Origin of the sequence: Arachnia propionica, assembly GCF_037055325.1 — a bacterium.
In the GTDB taxonomy this organism is placed as follows: domain Bacteria; phylum Actinomycetota; class Actinomycetes; order Propionibacteriales; family Propionibacteriaceae; genus Arachnia.
Window position 1 is genome coordinate 2,203,607 of the sequence record NZ_CP146373.1, and the last position, 17,416, is coordinate 2,221,022.

Consider the following 17,416-nt stretch of genomic DNA (forward strand, 5'->3'; position numbering starts at 1 on the left):
ACGATCAACTGCCGCCGGGATTCCCGGCGGCAGTTGATCGTTGTCGAGGATTTCTCAGATGGAGTGCAAGGGACGATCCCAGGGGGCCAGGTTATTGCGGTCCACGATCTGCTTGCCGAAGGGCGAGCAGGTGACAGGGATCATCTTCAACGACACGACCGCGTTGACGATACCAACGATGGTCACGGTCTGGACGATCGCAGCTACGACGTGCCCAAGGGCCAGCCACCAACCACACAGGACAAACCAGACGAGGTTCATGATGCCGGAACCCATTCCGGCGTTCGGGCGCCTGACTACGGCTTTGCCGAAAGGCCAGGCGACGTAGGCGGCCATTCGGAACGCGGCGACACCGAACGGGATGGTGATGACGAACACGCAGGCGATGACCCCCGCAATCGTGTAGCCGATCGCTAGCCAGATACCGGCGAAGAGGAACCAGATCAGATTCAGCAGGGTGCGCATGGGGATCAGCATAGGTTTTCCACGACGCCAGGCGCTTCAGGTTTTCCCCTGACGCCCTCCCCGATCCGGTTGTGACCGGTTCGAGACGAAGGTGTAGCTGTCCGGGTCAAACCCGACATCCCCGCCGAATGCAGCCTCCAGGGTGCCGTCATGGGCCAGGTCCTGGGGAACTCCCACACGCATTCCGTCGTCCGGACCGACCACCCAGAGCTGGTCGGCATGCCGGGCCGCCACCTCCACGTCGTGAGTGCACACAACCACCGCGATCCCGCGGTCGTATGCCAGGTCCTGCAGCAGCTCGAAGACACGGATCCGCCCGGGCGGATCGAGGAAGGCGGTGGGTTCGTCGAGCAGCAGCAATCGGGGAGCCTGCGCGATGGCGCGGGCGATCATCACCCGCTGCCGCTGCCCGTCGGACAGCTCCCACAGCATCCGTTCCGTCAGCTCTTCCGCACCGACGGCCTCGAGGGCGACGGCAACGGCCTCACGGTCCGAGGCCCCGAGCCGCCCCGACCATCCGGTGTGGGGATGCCTGCCGAGGGCAATGACGTCAGCAACGGTGAGACGTCCCGGGTCGACCCGGTCGGTGAGCACCACCGCGACCTGCCGGGCCATGTCGTCGCGCCGCATCCGCTCGAGGTCTCGGCCCAGCAGCCTCACGCTCCCGGCCAGTGGCGGCTGCAGCCCGCTGACGGTACGCAGCAGGGTGGATTTGCCGGCCCCGTTGGGTCCTACCAGACCAACGAGGTGCCCCTCCTCAAGGCTGGCTTCAAGCCCCTCTAGGACCACCTTCTGGCGTCGCCGGGCGCGGTACCCGACGGCAAGCCCAAACAGTTCCAGAACGCTCACAGCGCAAGCCTCCGACGTTGCAGCAGAATCCAAATCACCACAGGCGCCCCGAAGGCGGCGTTGATGGCGTTCAGGGGCAGCACCGAATCGCCGGGAAGCCCGGAGATGATGTCGGCGGTCAGCGCGAGCAGCGCCCCCATCAGAGCGGTGGCGGGAAACAGGATGCGGTGATCGGACGTGTTGAAGGTACCCCTGGCCAGGTGCGGAACCGCGATACCGAGAAACTGGATGGGGCCACAGAAAGCGGTCACGGTTCCCGCCAGTACGGAGGTCAGCGCTATCAGTACCATGCGCACCACCTTGAGGTTCAGGCCCACGCTCTGCGCGTAACGCTCCCCCAGCAGCAGCGCGTTGAGAGGTTTCACCAGCAGCAGGGAGGCCAGCAGCCCCGATCCGACCACCACGAGGATCAGCGGAAGATCCGCCCAGGTCACCCCGCCGTAGTTGCCGAACCCCCACCGGGAATAAGCGGCAATCAGCTGCGGGGTGGAGAAGGACATCATGATGCTCACACCGGCCGAGACCAGGTAGCCGATCATCACCCCAATCAGCAGCAGAGTCGCCGAGGAACGCACCGCCTGCCCCAACAACAGCACCAAAGCCATCACCAGTCCGGAGCCGATGGCGGATGCGACGACGACCGCCAGGTCACCCCCGAGCCCGAGTCCTGCGGTCAGGACAGCAGCCCCACCGCCCCCGACGATGAGGATCACCGCCGCCACGCCCAGCGAGGAACCAGAGGAGATGCCGAGGATGAACGGATCGGCCAAAGGATTACGAAACAGCGTCTGCATAGCTAGTCCCGTGACCCCGAGCGCCGCTCCCGCCAAACAGGCCGTGATAGTGCGGGGAAGCCGGACGGAACCGACGATCAGCTGGGCGATGGGCCGGGCGGGTTGCCCCGTCAGCACCGCCCAGACCTCGTCGAGGGTGACCTGGGCGGGGCCGAGCACCAGCCCTGTAGCTACTGCTGCGATCAGCGCGCCGCCCAGGACCGCAAACCCGAGAGGGCGCCGCATCAGGCTGGCAGCTGCTCGTAGAAGGTGTAGTCCTGGTCGGCGAACAGCTCAGGATGGGCGGCCTTGGCGAGGTCACGCAGCACCAGATCGGGGCGCACCACGCCCTGCTCCCAGTAGTCGTTCCCACCCGCGGCGTTGATGCGTTTGGTGGGGTTGTAGACCCGTCCGTCCTGGGCCGCCTTGATCGTCGCCAGGGTGGGATCATCCGCGCCAATGGCGGAGATGGTTGGCCATTTCTTCATCATGTCGGCATTAAGCCAGATGTCGGCCCGGGCACCGGCCTCCAGCATCGTCTCGATCGCAGTCTGTGTACTGCCGTTGGATTCGTCCTCAGCAAAGACGTACGTCATGCCAGCATCGGCGAGGAAGGCCGCCATATAGCTACGCCCTCCTGGACGGGCCCACTCCCCGTTGAAGGGGGCGCCGGTGATGGCGGTGGGACGGTCGGTGGTCTGCTGAACCTTGTCCTTCACCGCCGTGTAGTCGGACTCGATCTGCTGGAAGACCTGGTTGGCGGTGCCTTCGGTGTTGGTGAACAGGGCCGTGAACTTCAACCACTCCGACCGACCGAGCGGCGTGTTCTCCAACCATTCGGAATTGCCCACCACAGGTATCTTCAGCTCCCGAATCTTGTCATAAGCCGGGTTGGGAGTGCCACTGGAGAAGAACAGGTCGGGGGTGGCCGCCGCGAGGCTTTCGACGTTGATGCCACCGGATTCGTTGCCGAAACCGGTGATCTTGCCGTCGGCGATGAGCTTTGTGACGGGTTCGGACCAGACGAAGGCCGGGGACTCCACCGCCACCAGGGAATCGGTGACCCCGAGCAGCTCGAAGGCGGGCAGCTGCGTCGTGGACGAGGTCGCGGCGCGGCGCACCGGGATGGAGATGCGTTGCGCATCGGCGAGTTCGGAGGGCAGCTCGGGGTTGGCACCGCACTGCACGAGGACGTAGGTCTCCGACGAGGCACCTTGCAGGGGCTCTTTGACTGTCACGGTCTTGTAGGAGCCGTGGTATTCCACCGTGACCCCAGTGGCGTGGGAAAAGCTCGTTTTCTCGGGGAAATAGTCGGCGTTTGCGTCGTACTGGGTGATGCAGCCGTCGCTCCCGGTTCCGGTCGGGGAGCCCGAGGCGCTCCCCTCCGTGCGTGATGTCTGAGCGCAGGCCGTCAACGACAGCAGAGTGACAGCGACGAGGGCTGCGAGGGTACGGGTGAGTTCCACGTTGATCACCAATCCTGGATATCGCGTCCTTATGGGATTGTCTTCGCTGGCAGTTCCTGGCTTCCCGGTGTCATGGGTCACAGTGGCGCGTCCGTTCCGGATTTCCACCGGATTCCTGCGCGGCGAGACTATGAGAAAACCTACCGTCAAACATGTGCCACGTCGACAGTAGGTTCCGTTACCCCGGTTATCATCTCGGGGTGAAAGCTCCCCGCCCACAGCGCACCATCGTCAGTTTCGTGCGTCGCAACACCCGGATGAATGATTCGCAGTGGGCTGCATGGGATCGTCACCGGAACCATTTCCTCATTGATGTACCCACCGCGGAGATGGAAACGTCGATTGCCGACGACGCCCACGTCGACTGGGACGCGGTATTCGGCAGGCAGGCCCCGCGAATCGTGGAGATCGGCTCGGGTAATGGGGATTCGCTGGTTCCCATGGCCGCAGCCCGCCCCGAGAACGACTTCATCGCCTTCGAGGTGTTCCCACCCGGCATCGCCTCCACCATGGGACGCCTGGGCCGCGAAGGGGTGGACAACGTGCGCATCGTGCCGGCAAATGGTGCGCAGGGGTTAGCGGTGCTGTTCGACGATGCTTCCCTAACGGAGCTGTGGACCTTCTTCGCCGACCCGTGGCGCAAGGCCCGGCACCACAAACGCCGCCTGGTCAGCACGGAATTTGCCGACCTGGTGGCGTTGAAGCTCCGGCCCGGCGGGCTGTGGCGGCTCGCCACGGACTGGGAGGACTACGCTTTCTGGCAGCGGGAGACGCTCGACGCCCATCCGCGATTCGAGAACCTCCACGACGACTGGGCGCCGCGGTACGAGGCACGCCCGGTCACGAAATACGAGGCCAAGGGCCTGGCGCAGGGCCGCAGGGTCTACGACCTGACCTACCGGCGGTTGCCGTGACTCGACTGCGCATCGATCTGTCCTACGACGGCGGGGCTTTTCACGGCTGGGCCTCCCAGCCGGGGTTGCGGACGGTGCAGGGGGTGCTGGAGGAATCGCTGGGCAGGCTGCTTCGCCTCGACCCGGCCCCCGCACTCACCGTCGCGGGCCGCACCGATGCCGGGGTGCACGCCCGCGGCCAGGTGTGCCACGTCGATGTCGAGGACCCAGCCCTGTCCCCCGCCGACCTGCTGCGCAGGCTGCGTCGAATCTGCCCCGACGACATCGCCATCCGTGACGTAACCGAGGCCCCCGACGGTTTCGATGCCCGCTTCTCCGCGGTCTGGCGGCGCTACTGCTATCGCCTGATCGACTCCGCGCAGGTGCCGGATCCTCTGTGGCGCAACCATGTGGTCCACCTGCGGCACCCACTGCACCTAGCAACCACACAGGAAGCGACACGACTGTTGACGGGGCTGCGGGATTTCGCCCCGTTCTGCAAGGCCCGTGAGGGCGCCACCACCATCCGCGACCTGCGGGAGTTCACCGTCACACGACGCGATGACGGGGTGGTGGAGGTGCACCTGCTGGCTGACGCCTTCTGCCACTCGATGGTGCGGGCCCTGGTCGGCGCACTGACCGTGGTCGGCGCAGGACGCCGGGACCTAGCATGGCTGAAAGAGGTGGCACGCAGTGACCGCCGCTGCGGGGAGGTACCGTTGATGCCCGCCCACGGCCTGGTGCTGGAAGAGGTCGGCTATCCCGCCGAGGATCAACTCGCCTCGCGTGCCCGCGAGGCCCGCGCCCGCCGAAGCCTGGAGGAGACATGAGCCACTACTTCACCAACGACTCCTCCCCCATGATCACCCGCGAGATCACCGCCACGGTGTTCGGACGCGAGTTCGTCTTCACCACCGCGAACGGAGTGTTCTCGGGCACCCGACTGGACCTGGGCACCTCGGTGCTGTTGCGCACCGTCGCACCGCCAGAACAGGGGCGGATCCTCGACCTGGGATGCGGATTCGGGCCGATAGCGGTAGGAATCGCCGCGGCCAGCCCCGAGGTGCGGGTGGATGCGGTCGACGTCAACGAACGTGCCCTGGCCTTGACCCGGATGAACGCGGAACGCGCCCGGGTAGCGGATCGGGTGCGAACCTTCTCTCCCGACGGCGCCGTCTACGACGAGATCTGGTCCAACCCGCCGATCCGCATCGGGAAGAAGGCCCTGCACGAGCTTCTGCTCACCTGGCTGCCCCGACTGAGACCCAACGGAGTCGCATATCTGGTGGTGAGCAAGAATCTCGGCGCGGATTCCCTCACGACCTGGCTCATCGAGCAGGGGTGGCCGACGGAAAAGCTGGCCTCAGCGAAGGGTTTCCGGGTGTCGAAAGTCCGGCGCGACAGCGACTCGCCCGCCTGACTGACCCGCGGGTCCCCAAAGGCTGCATAGGATTGGGGAGACCGTCGCGGCCAGACCGCGTGTCCCGAACCGAGGAGTCCCGATGACCTACGTCCTGCCCGATCTCGACTACGACTACGGCGCGCTGGCCCCGCACATCGCCCCAGAGATCATGGAGCTGCACCACAGCAAGCACCACGCCACCTACGTCGCGGGAGCGAACGCTGCCCTGGAACAGCTGGCAGAGGCCCGCGAATCGGGCAATTTCGGCGCCATCAACAAGTTGGAGAAGGATCTGGCCTTCCATTTGGGCGGGCACATCAACCATTCCACCTTCTGGAAGAACATGTCTCCGGAGGGCGGCGGCCGCCCCGACGGCGAGCTGGCTGCAGCCATCGACGAGTACTTCGGTGGTTTCGACGGCTTCCAGAAGCAGTTCAACGCCGCTGCCAACGGCATCCAGGGTTCCGGCTGGTCCATGCTGGTCTTCGACACCCTCGGGCGGCGTCTCAACATCAACCAGCTGTACGACCAGCAGGGCAATCTCCCTGCAGGCCAGATCCCGTTGCTGCAGCTCGACATGTGGGAACACGCCTTCTACCTGCAGTACAAGAACGTGAAGGGTGACTACGTCAACGCCTGGTGGAACGTGGTCAACTGGCTTGACGTCGCCGAGCGTTTCTCCAAGGCCCAGACCTTCGCGTCCTGACCTGAAGCGCCGGGGTTCCAGCCTGCGCAGGCTGGAACCCCGGCGTTTTTGTTCCATGCCCCAGCACGCCATCACGAAACGCGATCACCCCTTTTCCAATAGATCCACAGCAGCCCGATTCCCCTTGAGGCTCATGCATATCCATCCTCAACCACGCCTTGAGCAGGGGTTTTATCACCAAACACTCTGCCTGCGGATACGTTTCAATGTCGTGATCCCACGATGCAGTTGATTCATTGGCTCTGCTTCACCTCCGGGCTACAGACCCCGGTAAACCATTCCGCAGCCCCACGATCGAACCCATTGGGAATTCAACCGTCTGCCCCATCACCTTCAGCTCCGTCGACGAACACCACCCAGCAGCACCACGGCGGCGCTCTTCATCGTGAACTTCACCACAAAAGACCGCTTCCCGGAAACGCTTCCTCACGCAGGAAAAAATCAGTTTCTCTGCCTCATACCTGTCGTACCCTCATTTCACAAACACTCTTGAATCATAAAATACAAGCCTCGCGTCGTTTATCACACACTAAACGTCTCCGACAAGCAGCGACGCTTCGTTGGTCCACACACCTCGGAGAAATCAAGTCATCCAAAAGGATGACAACCCATGATAACCGCGATCAATCCTGCATAAAACTCGATAAATCCCGGTATACGCGACTCGCCGAAGGTCGTGATTGACTGGCCCGAACAACCACAACTGCGGGAGAGGAGGGCCAGCCACATGACGGGAAACGGCCCAGCCTTCGCCGACACCCCGGCCAGGACATGGCAGCTCATCATTTCCTCAGTCCTGGACTTCGTCGTCATAGCCTTGATCGTCACGGCCATCACCCTGTGGGCATCTGCCGGCGATCTGCCCAGGACATTGACGATGTCGTTGGGAACCCTCACCACGATCGTTGTGACGATCACGTGGTGGCGGTTTCGCACGCGCCTGGGCACAAGCCCCGGTCATCTTCTCCTGGGACTGCGTGCAGTCGATCCGGTCACTGGGCTACCCGGTAAACTGCCCGGTTTCCGCGCGGTCGACATCAGGCGCGGCCAGGACCCGCTGCGCCCGCGCCCCCGCTCCATCGCCCTGGACACCACGGTCCCCAAACGCCCACCCGTCGACGTGACATTGGTCGCTTCCCTCGACGACGGATCCCGCTATCGCCTCGACATGCCGTGCGTGATCGGACGCGACCCTCGGGTGGCTCCTCCGTATCACTGTTTGGCCGTCACCGACATCAGCCGGACCATTTCACGTACCCACCTGATGCTGTGGAGCGAATCAGGTTTGCTGTCACTCAGCGACATGGGTAGCCGGGGTGGTACCGCCATTGTCACTCCCCGAGGAGATCATCCGCTGCCCGCGGACCAGACCGTCAGCCTTCCCATGGCCCCGGGCCTCTTGGCGCATCTCCGACTGGGACGGCGTGAGCTCCGAATCGAAGCCATCCCCAACCTGCCAGGAACGCGATGAACGAATTCGACCGCACCCTGATCGAGACCACCAAGACCCACAGGGAACGCCTGACCTCCGCGTTCATTCATGGAAGGCTCGCGGAACGCCACAAGGTCAACACGAATCTGGGCCGACTGCTCGGCTCGGTGATTCTTGCAGCGGTGGTGGGATTCGCCTGTCTGGGAACCGGCTTCGTGCTGGGCCTCCTGGAACGCCAGCATCACGAGCAGGCGGTCAATGCTTTCATGGCCGCGATGAAGGCTAATCCCATCAAACCGGGCAATGGGTACGTCGAGGACGAGAAAACCGGTTTGTTGTTCAACTCAGAAACGGGCCTGTACATCGATCCCCGAACCGGTTTCCGTGTCGACCCCGACACCATGCTGGCCACCGATCCACAGGGCCGCACCATCGACATCAGGCTCGGCTGGTACTACGACCCGGAAACCAAGACCTACACGGATCCGGCGTCGGGACTCACCATCGACCCCGAGACCCTCACGGTCGTCAAGAAGGAGCAATGATGACCTATACACGGCTCACCGTGATCGGCAGCAAACGTAAGGCCGATCTGGTGCTTCCCGATGATGAGCCCGTCGGGGCGCTGCTGCCGCAGCTGCTGGAGATGCTGGACGAGCGTGTCCCCGGGGGGCGCGAGATCGCGCTGTCCACACTCACGGGGGTGCGCGTCGAACTCGATGAGACGCTCGGGGAACAGAGGGTCGACCACGGCACAATGCTGCGCCTGCTTCCCCTCGACGACGCCCCACAGCCACCCGAGATCGTCGACATCACGGATGCCGTGGCCGTCGCTGCAGGACGTCGTGGCGATCACTGGAACGAAAGAGCGGGCATTGCATCGGTCGCGACGCTTTCCGCGGTCGTCGCAGGGATCGCATCGACCAGCGCGCAGGCCCACGTCGGCGGGCTGACCGGCCAGCAGGGTTATTGGTTTCCTGCGGCGTCCTTCTTCCTGATCGCTCTGGCGACGATCTTCGCCCACCGATCCCGCACCGGGGCTGCCGCCGCCTTCGGGGCCGCAGCCCTCGGCATCATCGTTCCTGCGCTCGCCCTGACCCCTCAGCCCTGGTCCCTGGGCACTCGCATCATCGTCCTAGCTGGCGCCGCCTGGCTGGCACTCGGAGCGATTGTCGGAATCGGATCGAAACAGCGACCGGTCCTGGTGTGCAGCGGAATCGGTGTGCTGGCCGCCGTTCTGACCGCGGTGGGGGATCATCTGGCGTGGCCCCAGCTCCTGGTCGCGGTGGTGACCGCACTGACCGGGATGATGCTGACAGGTCTGGTGCCGGGAGTGGCCCTGGCGCTGAGTGGCCTGACGAGATACGACGACCGCTCGATGCGCGGGGAACGATCCGGTCGTCAGGACGTCGATCGCGCTATCGAGGAGGGGTTCGCCACCCTGACCTGGGCGGTCATCGCGATCGGCCTGCCCACTGGACTTGCGCTGTTCTCCCTGGCTGGGCAGGAAAGCCCGTGGACCACGGGTCTGACTCCCACAATCTGCCTGGTTCTTCTGCTGCGCGCCCGTGTGCTGCCGCTCATACCGCAACGCATCGCACTGCTGATCACCGGATTGACACCACTGCTGGCGATGCTCATGGGGAGTCCACAGCTCAGCTCTATGCCTCGGACGATCATCGCGGCTGTTGTGTTGATCGTGTTGCTGGGTATCGCGTTGATCCGTCCCAGCGCTGTTTTCGGTGCCAAACTGCGACGTGCCGCCGAGGTCGTCGAACTCTTGCTCATGATCACCACCATCCCCCTGGCGCTCGGCGCGCTCGGCATCTACGCAGACCTGTTGGAGACCTTCCGATGATCAGCGCGTGGTTTCGTGCCTCGGGAGGTGCCCGCTCCCGGGACCTGGAGCAACTGGCACGCAGGATCAACACCCCACTCCCGGTGCGACGGCGGATCGGGGTCGCATCGATTGGGCGCCGCAGCGGCACCACGACCATCGCCTCCGAGCTGGCGCTGATGTTGGCGCTGCTGCGCCCGGATCGTCTGCTCATGATCACGACCGACGATCCCGAACGATCGCGTTTCGCGCAGTTGCGAAGCCCACACACCGTTCGTCACTTGACCCCCGACCACTGGAGCGATCCGCTGTCCTTCTGGGGGGAAGTCGTTGGCGACGCCCAGCGCGATCACGACCTGACGATCACGGACTGGGGGGCTGCTCCCCTTCCTCAGCTGAGCCTGATAGCCACCGATTCCCATGCGTTGTGTCTGGTCACCGCAGCCGACAGGGGGATGATCCAGTCGACCCTTGACGTCGCGACGGCTCTGAGCGAACGTCTTCCCGTGCTGTTGGCGGTTGCCGATGTGCGGGGCGAGGTCGGGCCGTCGATCCGCGCACTGGTCCGCGGACTTCCCCTAACGTCGATCCTGCAACGCCACGACCGTCGCCGGAACACACGAAAGAAACTCAGGGAACCGGATGCCTTCGAGATGTATCGCCTGGCCGCGAGTCTGATCGGGGTGCTCACCCGTCCGGCGAAGGGACGCACCTCATGACGGATGACATCGCCCTCCCCGAGGCCCAGGAGCTACAGCCCTCCCCTGCACACAAGCGCCTCCAGCGCCCCACCCGCACCACGACGCCACTCGAGCGCCCGGATCCGATCGAGATCCCGTCACCGCCCACGCTCGGTGCCGAGATCAGTCCGACCCCGTTCCAGTTCCTGCTTCCCGTGGTCGGGGCTCTCACGTCCGTGGTGATGATGGTGGTGATGCGCAACGGCCAGCCGTTGTTCATGCTGATCGCCGCCGTGGTCTTCACCGTGGCCCTCGTCAGCGGGCTCGGTTTTGCCATTTCCAGTCGGGGACGCGCAGGCAAGCAGTTGCGTCTTCATCGCAGCCGCTATCTCGATTACCTCGAACGCACCCGCGACAAGCTGCGGGAACAGGCCGAGGAAGCGCGCAACACTGCCCTGGCGCTGCATCCGAGCCCGGCTGGGATCGTCAGTTTCATCCGCGATCCGGAGAGATTGTGGGAGCGGCGACGTTCCGATGCCGACCATCTCCAAGCCCGCATCGGAATCGCGACCGTGCCGTGGTTCACGTTGAACGTCCCTACCTCCGAATCACCCGTGGAACCGATCGACCCGATCCTGTTGCGTGAGGCCGAGATGCTCACCAGTTCCCATTCCTCCATTGAGGCGATGCCCGCCACCGCCGACCTGGTGGATGCGGCTGTGGTGGCGGTGATCGGGCCTCGTGAAAGCACCGTTGCCATGATCCGCGCGTTGATCATGCAGTTGTCCGCCCACCAGCTGCCCGAGGACCTTGAACTGGCGGCGGTTTTCCCGAGCGAACACGCAAGCGACTGGCGGGGGTTCGACCTGTTGCCGCACGTCCACGACCCGGACCTGTTCGACGGCCCCGTGCCGGCCCGTCGCATCGCTCCCACCCTCGATGCGTTGAGCGACATCCTCGCCGGCGAGATGGCCACACGATCCGCTGCGGCGACGGCAGCCAGACGCAGAGGAGGAAAAGCTGAGGAGCTGTCCCGGTTGGTTGTGGTCGTCGACGATCACGGTCATCCGGCATCACGCCTGCGCCATCCCGACCAGACCCTGCACCTCCGCGACCTGGAGGTGACCGTCATCCATCTCCTGGACGACCGCCTCGACGAACCCGATGACGTCGACATCCGCATCGACCTGCGTGACGAGGCAACCATCACCCACGGGGCACGCGGCACCGATCCTCACACCACTCATTTCATCCCGGAGGGTGCGCAGTCCTGGCAGTTGGAAACCGTTGCCCGCGACCTCGCGGCACGTCGCACCTTCACGGCCCTCCATCAGGAGGTGGTCGAGGGCGAGCAAGCAGACATCGAGGACATGCTCGGCATCGATCTGCACCAACCCATCGACCTGGCACGGCTGTGGCGCCCCCGCACCCCGGCCGATTTCCTGCGTGTCGCGTTCGGCGTCGACGACAACGGCCGCACCGTGCACCTGGACCTGAAGGAAAGCGCCCAGCAGGGAATGGGACCGCACGGCATCTGCATCGGCGCAACCGGCTCCGGTAAATCAGAGATGCTGCGGACTCTCATCCTGTCGCTCGCGACAGCGCACTCACCGGAGGATCTGTCCATGATCCTCATCGACTACAAAGGCGGGGCCGCCTTCTCCCCGTTCGTGCCGCTCCCCCATCTTGCAGGTCTGATCGACAACCTCGCCGACGATCCACAACTGACCGTGCGCGCCCGCGCATCGTTGCAGGGTGAGGTCGTGCGTCGCCAGCAGCAGCTCAAGGACGCCGATTCCTCGCCGTCGATCACCCACTACCGGGAATTGCGCCGGGAACGTCCCGACCTGCCCCCGATGCCACATCTGTTCGTGGTCATCGACGAATTCGGAGAGCTGCTCACCGCGGAACCGGATTTCATCGACCTGTTCCTGCAGATCGGGCGCATCGGCCGTTCCATCGGGGTCCATCTGTTGCTCTCCAGCCAACGGATCGAGGGTGGGAAACTGCGTGGCCTGGACACCTATCTGTCCTATCGGCTCGGTTTGCGGACCTTCAGTGAAGCGGAATCCCAGGTGGTGCTCGGCTCCACCGATGCCTTCCATCTGCCTCCCATGCCGGGGTACGGATACCTGAAGGTCGACACCTCGGTGTATCAGCGATTCCGCGCCGGCTACGTCTCCGGACCGGTGCCGAGCGGGGTCCGTCAGGAAACAGTGGCCGCGGGTCCGCGCATCTACGAACTCCCGGTCTACAACGGCATCGAGGTCGATGAACGTGATCCGTCAGTTCCCCTGCTGCGCCACCCGGACACGGGACGCACGCTCGTCGAGGAGGTCGTCGCGGGGTTGCGAGCCGACGACACCGCCGTCACCCCGATCTGGTTGCCTCCGCTGCCCGGTCATCTGACGCTCGGGCAGGTGAGGGAGCAGTCGGACGGCGATCCGTTGAAAGTGGTCGTCGGGCTGGAAGACGATCCGGCGCATCAGCGTCAACTTCCCTGGACGCTGGATCTGACCCGCAGTGGCGGCCATGTCGCGATCATCGGCGGGCCACAAACCGGGCGCACCACGCTGCTGCGCACGATCGCAACCTCCCTCGCCCTGCACGCCACTCCCCAGCAGGTGGCCATCTACGGTATGGACCTGACCGGTGGTGGTCTCCGACGCATCGAGGGTTTCCCACACGTCGGCGGGGTGGCGACGCGGGGAGACACCGACCGGATGCGACGGCTGGTGGAGGAACTCAGCCTCATGCTGCGTTCCCGGGAGCAGCTGTTCAAGACCCGTGGCATCGATTCGATGTCGCAGCTGCGCGCCATGCACGCCGCTGGCCGGTTGCCACAGCTTGCCAGCGCCGACATCGTGTTGCTGGTGGATGGTTACGGTTTGCTTCGCAGCGATTTTGAGCCGCTCGACGATTCCTTCACCCGGCTCATGCTCCAGGCCGCCAGTTACGGCCTTCACCTGGTGATTTCGATGGGCCGGTGGGGGGAGCTTCGGATGGCGCACCAGACCTTGTTCGGTACCCGTGTCGAGCTGCGCCTCAACGACCCCTCCGATTCGATCATCGATCGCAAACTGGCCCCGACCATTCCGGCGGGGTCCCCGGGCAGGGCGCTGACCGACAACAAGACCCTGGCACAGGTGGCGCTTCCGAGCCTGGAGATCGCGGGTTCCGAGGATGTCGGGGAAGCCCTCGAACGTCTCGCCCAGCAGGTATCGGAGTCGTGGTCCGGTCCGGCCGCCGCACCGATCCGGTTGCTGCCCGAGCATCTACCTCCCGAGTCGTTGCCCGATGCCGCCGAGGAGTCCTCCGTGCCGCTGGGAATCCGGCAGGACACCATGGAATCCGCCTTGTGGGACCTCGACGACGGAGATCAACATCTGCTCGTGTTGGGTGACGCGAAGTGTGGCAAATCCACCACGCTGCGCACCATCGCTCGTGGACTCATCGCACGCTACAGCCCGGATGAGCTGGCGATCGCCGTCGTCGATCCGCGCGGGCACGTTCCCGGTGTCATCCCTGATGCCTACCTCGCGGCCCACGCGAGTTCTCTCCAGCAGGCGACGGGACTTGCGGGTTCGATAGCCAGCGAATTGGAGGCACGCCCCACCCGCAGCCCCGAGGAGAGGCTGCGCTCCCCGCAGATCGTGCTTCTCATCGACGACCACGACATCATCTCCGCCGGTGGTTCCGAGCCCCTCGCGCCGCTGATCCCCCACCTGCCTGCGGCGCGGGACCTGGGGTTGCATGTGGTGGTCACCCGGCCCGTCGCAGGCGCCACGAGAGCGCTTTACAGCTCATTCCTGCAGAGCGTCCGCGACACCGGCGGGGCGGTGCTGTTGATGTCCGGCGACCGCTCGGAGGGTCAGATCCTGCCCCGAATCACCCCGGAACACATGCCGCCCGGTCGAGGACGTTACATCCGCCGCGGGGAGCAGCCCTACATCGTTCAGGTGGCCGACACACCGCGACATTCACCTCAGCCCTGAGCAGAAGGTGACAATGACCGTCACGCTGGTTCGCGAGGACTCGCAGGACTCCGAAAGGATGAGACATGCAGCTGCTGGGATCGACTTTCTTCTGCGAGGTGCCTGACGGCTGGGCCGAGGTACGAGAACCGGGCTGTGTGATAGCGACGGCGCCGGCTTCCGTGCTGGGTTTCACGCCCAACGCGGTTCTCAGGGAATCCCGGGTCGAGGGGCGCCCCGACACGTTAGCGGCCATCAGCCAGGCGAATCTTCGTGCGTTCGGGAAGGAGGCGCCGGGCACGCTGGTGATGCGGGTCGAGGCGGTGCGATGCCGCGGGGTGGAGCATCGCCGGATCTGGACGCTCTCCCCGGTCACGAACGAGGAGATTCACGGCAACATTCTCTGTCTCCTGAGCATTCAGGAACTCGCCGTCGTCGACGGCGTGGTCGCTGAGCTGACTGTGACGTTGCCTCTTGTCGGATGGTCGCCGGGCGATCAGCACGAGACGATCGCGGAATCGCTGGCGGCCATGCCGGTCGCGGAGCGCACCGCACCGCCCACGGAATCGAACGTGCCCCCGGTCGTGTTGGACGGGTGGGCGACGACATATGACGGGGCACCCCGGGAGGATCTCAGCGTGATCAAGCCTCCCGTTCTCGTGTTGCAGGCCGAGCCGATTGTGCTCAGCGATGAGGCGAGCACGATCTTCCTGAACAGCGCCAGGACGCGGGTGTTTCCTCCGGTCACGGGCGAGGTGAGGAAGGAACTGGCTGCCGCGGAGCTGGTGGACGACGACGGAAATCTTTCCAGCGCCGGTTTCTGGTATGTCGACCACGTTCTGAGCGGCGAGGCCTGGAAGATTCGGGTGGCAGCTCCCAAGGCCACCGAGTTCAGGTTCTGGATAACGGATTCCACGACGATGTTCGTGGTCCCACACCCCGAGCTCGAGGGTCGGAAATTCTTGGGATACTGCCCCTCGAACGACCTGTTCCGTCTCCTCCTGGCCTGGGTGGAGGCGTTCCCGTCGTGGCCGTTCGACATGCACCTGGAGCTGAGCCGCAAAGAGCTACAGGCCAAACTCGAGCAGAACGTAACGCCCGGGCTCCATGTGGGCGGTATGGGCGAGTTCGTGGAGCAGCGGTGGACCTACATGTCCTTGAGCGACGGCTTTGATGAGCCGGTCCTCAACTGGGTTCACACGCACACACGAGGCGACGCGGTGAGCTGGGTCAATCCTTCCCTGCGCAACATCCGACGTCTCATTTCCATTCAGCAGGATCGCGACGATCCGTTCTGGCTGCGTCTGGTCGGGACCATCGCGGGTCTCGACCCGGCAACGGGAAACAGGAGGAATACATGACCTACTACAAAGTGAACGCCCCGGCCTGCAACAGCATCTTCTCGAAGGTCGAGGGGGAGTGTTCGAATGCGTCGACGGCTCACACATCGGTGTCGGGCGACATCGACACGCTCGGTTCCCTGTGCACAGGGAAGAGTGCGAAGCTGGCGGCACGTTTGAATGCCGTCTACAACCGGGTTTTGACGGCAGGGATGACCGGGGCCGAGCAGCAGATCACCGATGCCGTGGCTGGGGGACGCTCAGCCGTTGCGGCCATTCAGGCGGGGGACCATGAGATGGCGGATCGGACCGAGCGAGCTGCCAACATCGTGGACGAGGTCCGCATCACGGATGGGAAGAAAGTATGAGCATCATCGACACGAGCGGCCTTGAGGACTGGCCGGATCCAGCCTCGTTGTTCAGCGCGGCTTCCAGCCTCATGGAGCACGGCGCCAGCTTCGCGGAGCACGTGGAGGGAGCACACAGCACGTGGAAGGGCCTCGGTGCTTGCTACGAGACTCCCCACCAGGATCTCTTGTACTCGGCGCTGGACCCGGCCCTGCAGTCCAGCCAGCACGCTTCGGACGGGTGCGTCAGCGTCAAAGCGGCCATGACGCTGTTCGCCGATGAGGTCTCCGCCCTCAAACCGGAGCGCGATGAGTTGGTCAAAGAAGCCGCCAGTTTTGATGCCAAATCTATCCCTGAGGATGAGGAGGGCCGACAGGGCTACATGGATGAGGCCGTGGCTCTCAAGGGAAAGATCGTGGTACTCGTCCAGAAGTACGAAGCTGCGATCAACACCTGCTTCGAACAGCTGGCGGCGATCGGGGACGACGGCCTGCCAACACCGAATGTCCCTGCATGGTCCGGAGTGCCGAGGGACACCATGATAGCTGCTCTGGGCGCTATGGGTGAGAGCAGGAAAGTGGACGTCGAACGCGTCATCAGACGCGTCGTCGTCCGCGTTTTCGGGCACGATTTCAAAATGCCCTACTGGATGAGCCACGCCAAATCCCGGTATTGGGACTGGAAGTCGTGGCTTTTCCGACCCAATCAGCCGGGAAGCATCCTGAGCCGCTTTCGCACTGCACTGACCGAAACATTTTTAGGTCCTCCACCGGGACGATACGGCCCGGCAACCGTGATCCGTCCCCCCAACATCACGGGCTCGTGGGGACTCGGAAGAGAACACAGTTTGCAGACCCGCACCGGCACGTCCGCTCTCGGGCGCGTGGCAGGACGCGGCCTCTTTGTTCTCGGGGTCGGCTTGACCTACAGCAGTGAACTCGAGAAAGCCGACAAACGATACCGCGAACAAAACCCGGAACTTTCCGCAAGCGAACGGCAATCGCGGGTGAGGGAAACCGCCGCGGTCCGGGCAGGCTCTCAGGTGGCGGCAGCCGCAGGAGCAGGAGCTCTGGTTGGCTCGATCCTCCCTGTAGGAGGAACCGCCGTTGGCCTGGCAGTGGGCGCCGGGGTTGGGTTCGTAATGAGCATCGAAACCGGCGAAGGCAAGACTGTCGGGGACCACATCGCGGACTTCGGCGAGGGAGTTTGGAATGTCCTCAAAAACCCGTTTGGCGGATGAGAGGTGGAATA

Annotated in this window: 16 protein-coding genes and 1 riboswitch; of the genes, 12 read left to right on the plus strand and 4 right to left on the minus strand. The window is 64.3% G+C overall.

Going from position 1 to position 17,416, the window contains the following annotated elements; all coding sequences use genetic code 11:
• Positions 1-54: 54 nt before the first annotated feature.
• From V7R84_RS10180 to V7R84_RS10195, 4 genes are read right to left on the minus strand one after another with little or no spacing between them, the layout of a single operon-like run.
• Complete coding sequence (locus V7R84_RS10180) at positions 55-465, minus strand: YccF domain-containing protein (RefSeq protein WP_338568574.1); 411 nt, start codon at positions 463-465, stop codon at positions 55-57.
• A 36-nt stretch (positions 466-501) separates the two neighbouring features.
• Positions 502-1,314: an ABC transporter ATP-binding protein gene (locus V7R84_RS10185; protein WP_338568577.1), complete on the minus strand. Its 813-nt coding sequence runs from the start codon at positions 1,312-1,314 to the stop codon at positions 502-504.
• Positions 1,311-2,333, minus strand: a complete 1,023-nt coding sequence (locus V7R84_RS10190) for an iron ABC transporter permease (RefSeq protein ID WP_338568580.1) — start codon at positions 2,331-2,333, stop codon at positions 1,311-1,313. Before V7R84_RS10190 ends, V7R84_RS10185 begins: the two co-directional genes overlap by 4 nt.
• Positions 2,333-3,562, minus strand: coding sequence for an ABC transporter substrate-binding protein (locus V7R84_RS10195; RefSeq protein ID WP_338568582.1), 1,230 nt, complete (start codon positions 3,560-3,562; stop codon positions 2,333-2,335). The genes V7R84_RS10190 and V7R84_RS10195 overlap by 1 nt, the downstream gene beginning before the upstream one ends.
• 21 nt (positions 3,563-3,583) lie before the next feature.
• Positions 3,584-3,712, minus strand: a riboswitch (cobalamin riboswitch).
• A 41-nt stretch (positions 3,713-3,753) separates the two neighbouring features.
• Here V7R84_RS10195 and trmB point away from each other — a divergent pair.
• The 12 genes from trmB (at position 3,754) to V7R84_RS10255 (ending at position 17,405) form a co-directional block, all read left to right on the plus strand.
• Entirely contained in the window at positions 3,754-4,467 is a 714-nt protein-coding gene (gene trmB, locus V7R84_RS10200; protein ID WP_338568583.1) for a tRNA (guanosine(46)-N7)-methyltransferase TrmB, read from the plus strand.
• Positions 4,464-5,276 carry a tRNA pseudouridine(38-40) synthase TruA gene (truA, locus tag V7R84_RS10205; RefSeq protein ID WP_338568586.1) on the plus strand — a complete coding sequence of 271 codons (813 nt, stop codon included), beginning with the start codon at positions 4,464-4,466 and terminating at the stop codon, positions 5,274-5,276. The genes trmB and truA overlap by 4 nt, the downstream gene beginning before the upstream one ends.
• Positions 5,273-5,866: a class I SAM-dependent methyltransferase gene (locus tag V7R84_RS10210; RefSeq protein WP_338568589.1), complete on the plus strand. Its 594-nt coding sequence runs from the start codon at positions 5,273-5,275 to the stop codon at positions 5,864-5,866. Before truA ends, V7R84_RS10210 begins: the two co-directional genes overlap by 4 nt.
• Positions 5,867-5,948: 82 nt before the next feature.
• Complete coding sequence (locus tag V7R84_RS10215; RefSeq protein ID WP_338568591.1) at positions 5,949-6,554, plus strand: superoxide dismutase; 606 nt, start codon at positions 5,949-5,951, stop codon at positions 6,552-6,554.
• 727 nt (positions 6,555-7,281) lie between these two features.
• The gene (locus V7R84_RS10220; protein WP_338568594.1) at positions 7,282-8,025 is read left to right on the plus strand and encodes an FHA domain-containing protein; all 744 of its coding nucleotides are present in this window, start codon (positions 7,282-7,284) and stop codon (positions 8,023-8,025) included.
• On the plus strand, positions 8,022-8,531 hold the full coding sequence (locus V7R84_RS10225) for an OCRE domain-containing protein (protein ID WP_338568596.1): 510 nt from the start codon (positions 8,022-8,024) through the stop codon (positions 8,529-8,531). The genes V7R84_RS10220 and V7R84_RS10225 overlap by 4 nt, the downstream gene beginning before the upstream one ends.
• A complete protein-coding gene (gene eccD, locus V7R84_RS10230) occupies positions 8,531-9,844 on the plus strand; it encodes a type VII secretion integral membrane protein EccD (protein WP_338568599.1) in 1,314 nt (437 codons plus the stop codon). Before V7R84_RS10225 ends, eccD begins: the two co-directional genes overlap by 1 nt.
• A complete protein-coding gene (locus tag V7R84_RS10235; RefSeq protein WP_338568601.1) occupies positions 9,841-10,542 on the plus strand; it encodes a hypothetical protein in 702 nt (233 codons plus the stop codon). Before eccD ends, V7R84_RS10235 begins: the two co-directional genes overlap by 4 nt.
• Complete coding sequence (eccCa, locus tag V7R84_RS10240; RefSeq protein ID WP_338568604.1) at positions 10,539-14,498, plus strand: type VII secretion protein EccCa; 3,960 nt, start codon at positions 10,539-10,541, stop codon at positions 14,496-14,498. The genes V7R84_RS10235 and eccCa overlap by 4 nt, the downstream gene beginning before the upstream one ends.
• A gap of 65 nt (positions 14,499-14,563) precedes the next feature.
• Entirely contained in the window at positions 14,564-15,838 is a 1,275-nt protein-coding gene (locus V7R84_RS10245; RefSeq protein ID WP_338568607.1) for a hypothetical protein, read from the plus strand.
• Positions 15,835-16,185: a hypothetical protein gene (locus V7R84_RS10250; protein ID WP_338568610.1), complete on the plus strand. Its 351-nt coding sequence runs from the start codon at positions 15,835-15,837 to the stop codon at positions 16,183-16,185. The genes V7R84_RS10245 and V7R84_RS10250 overlap by 4 nt, the downstream gene beginning before the upstream one ends.
• Positions 16,182-17,405: a hypothetical protein gene (locus V7R84_RS10255; protein WP_338568612.1), complete on the plus strand. Its 1,224-nt coding sequence runs from the start codon at positions 16,182-16,184 to the stop codon at positions 17,403-17,405. The genes V7R84_RS10250 and V7R84_RS10255 overlap by 4 nt, the downstream gene beginning before the upstream one ends.
• Positions 17,406-17,416 lie beyond the last annotated feature (11 nt).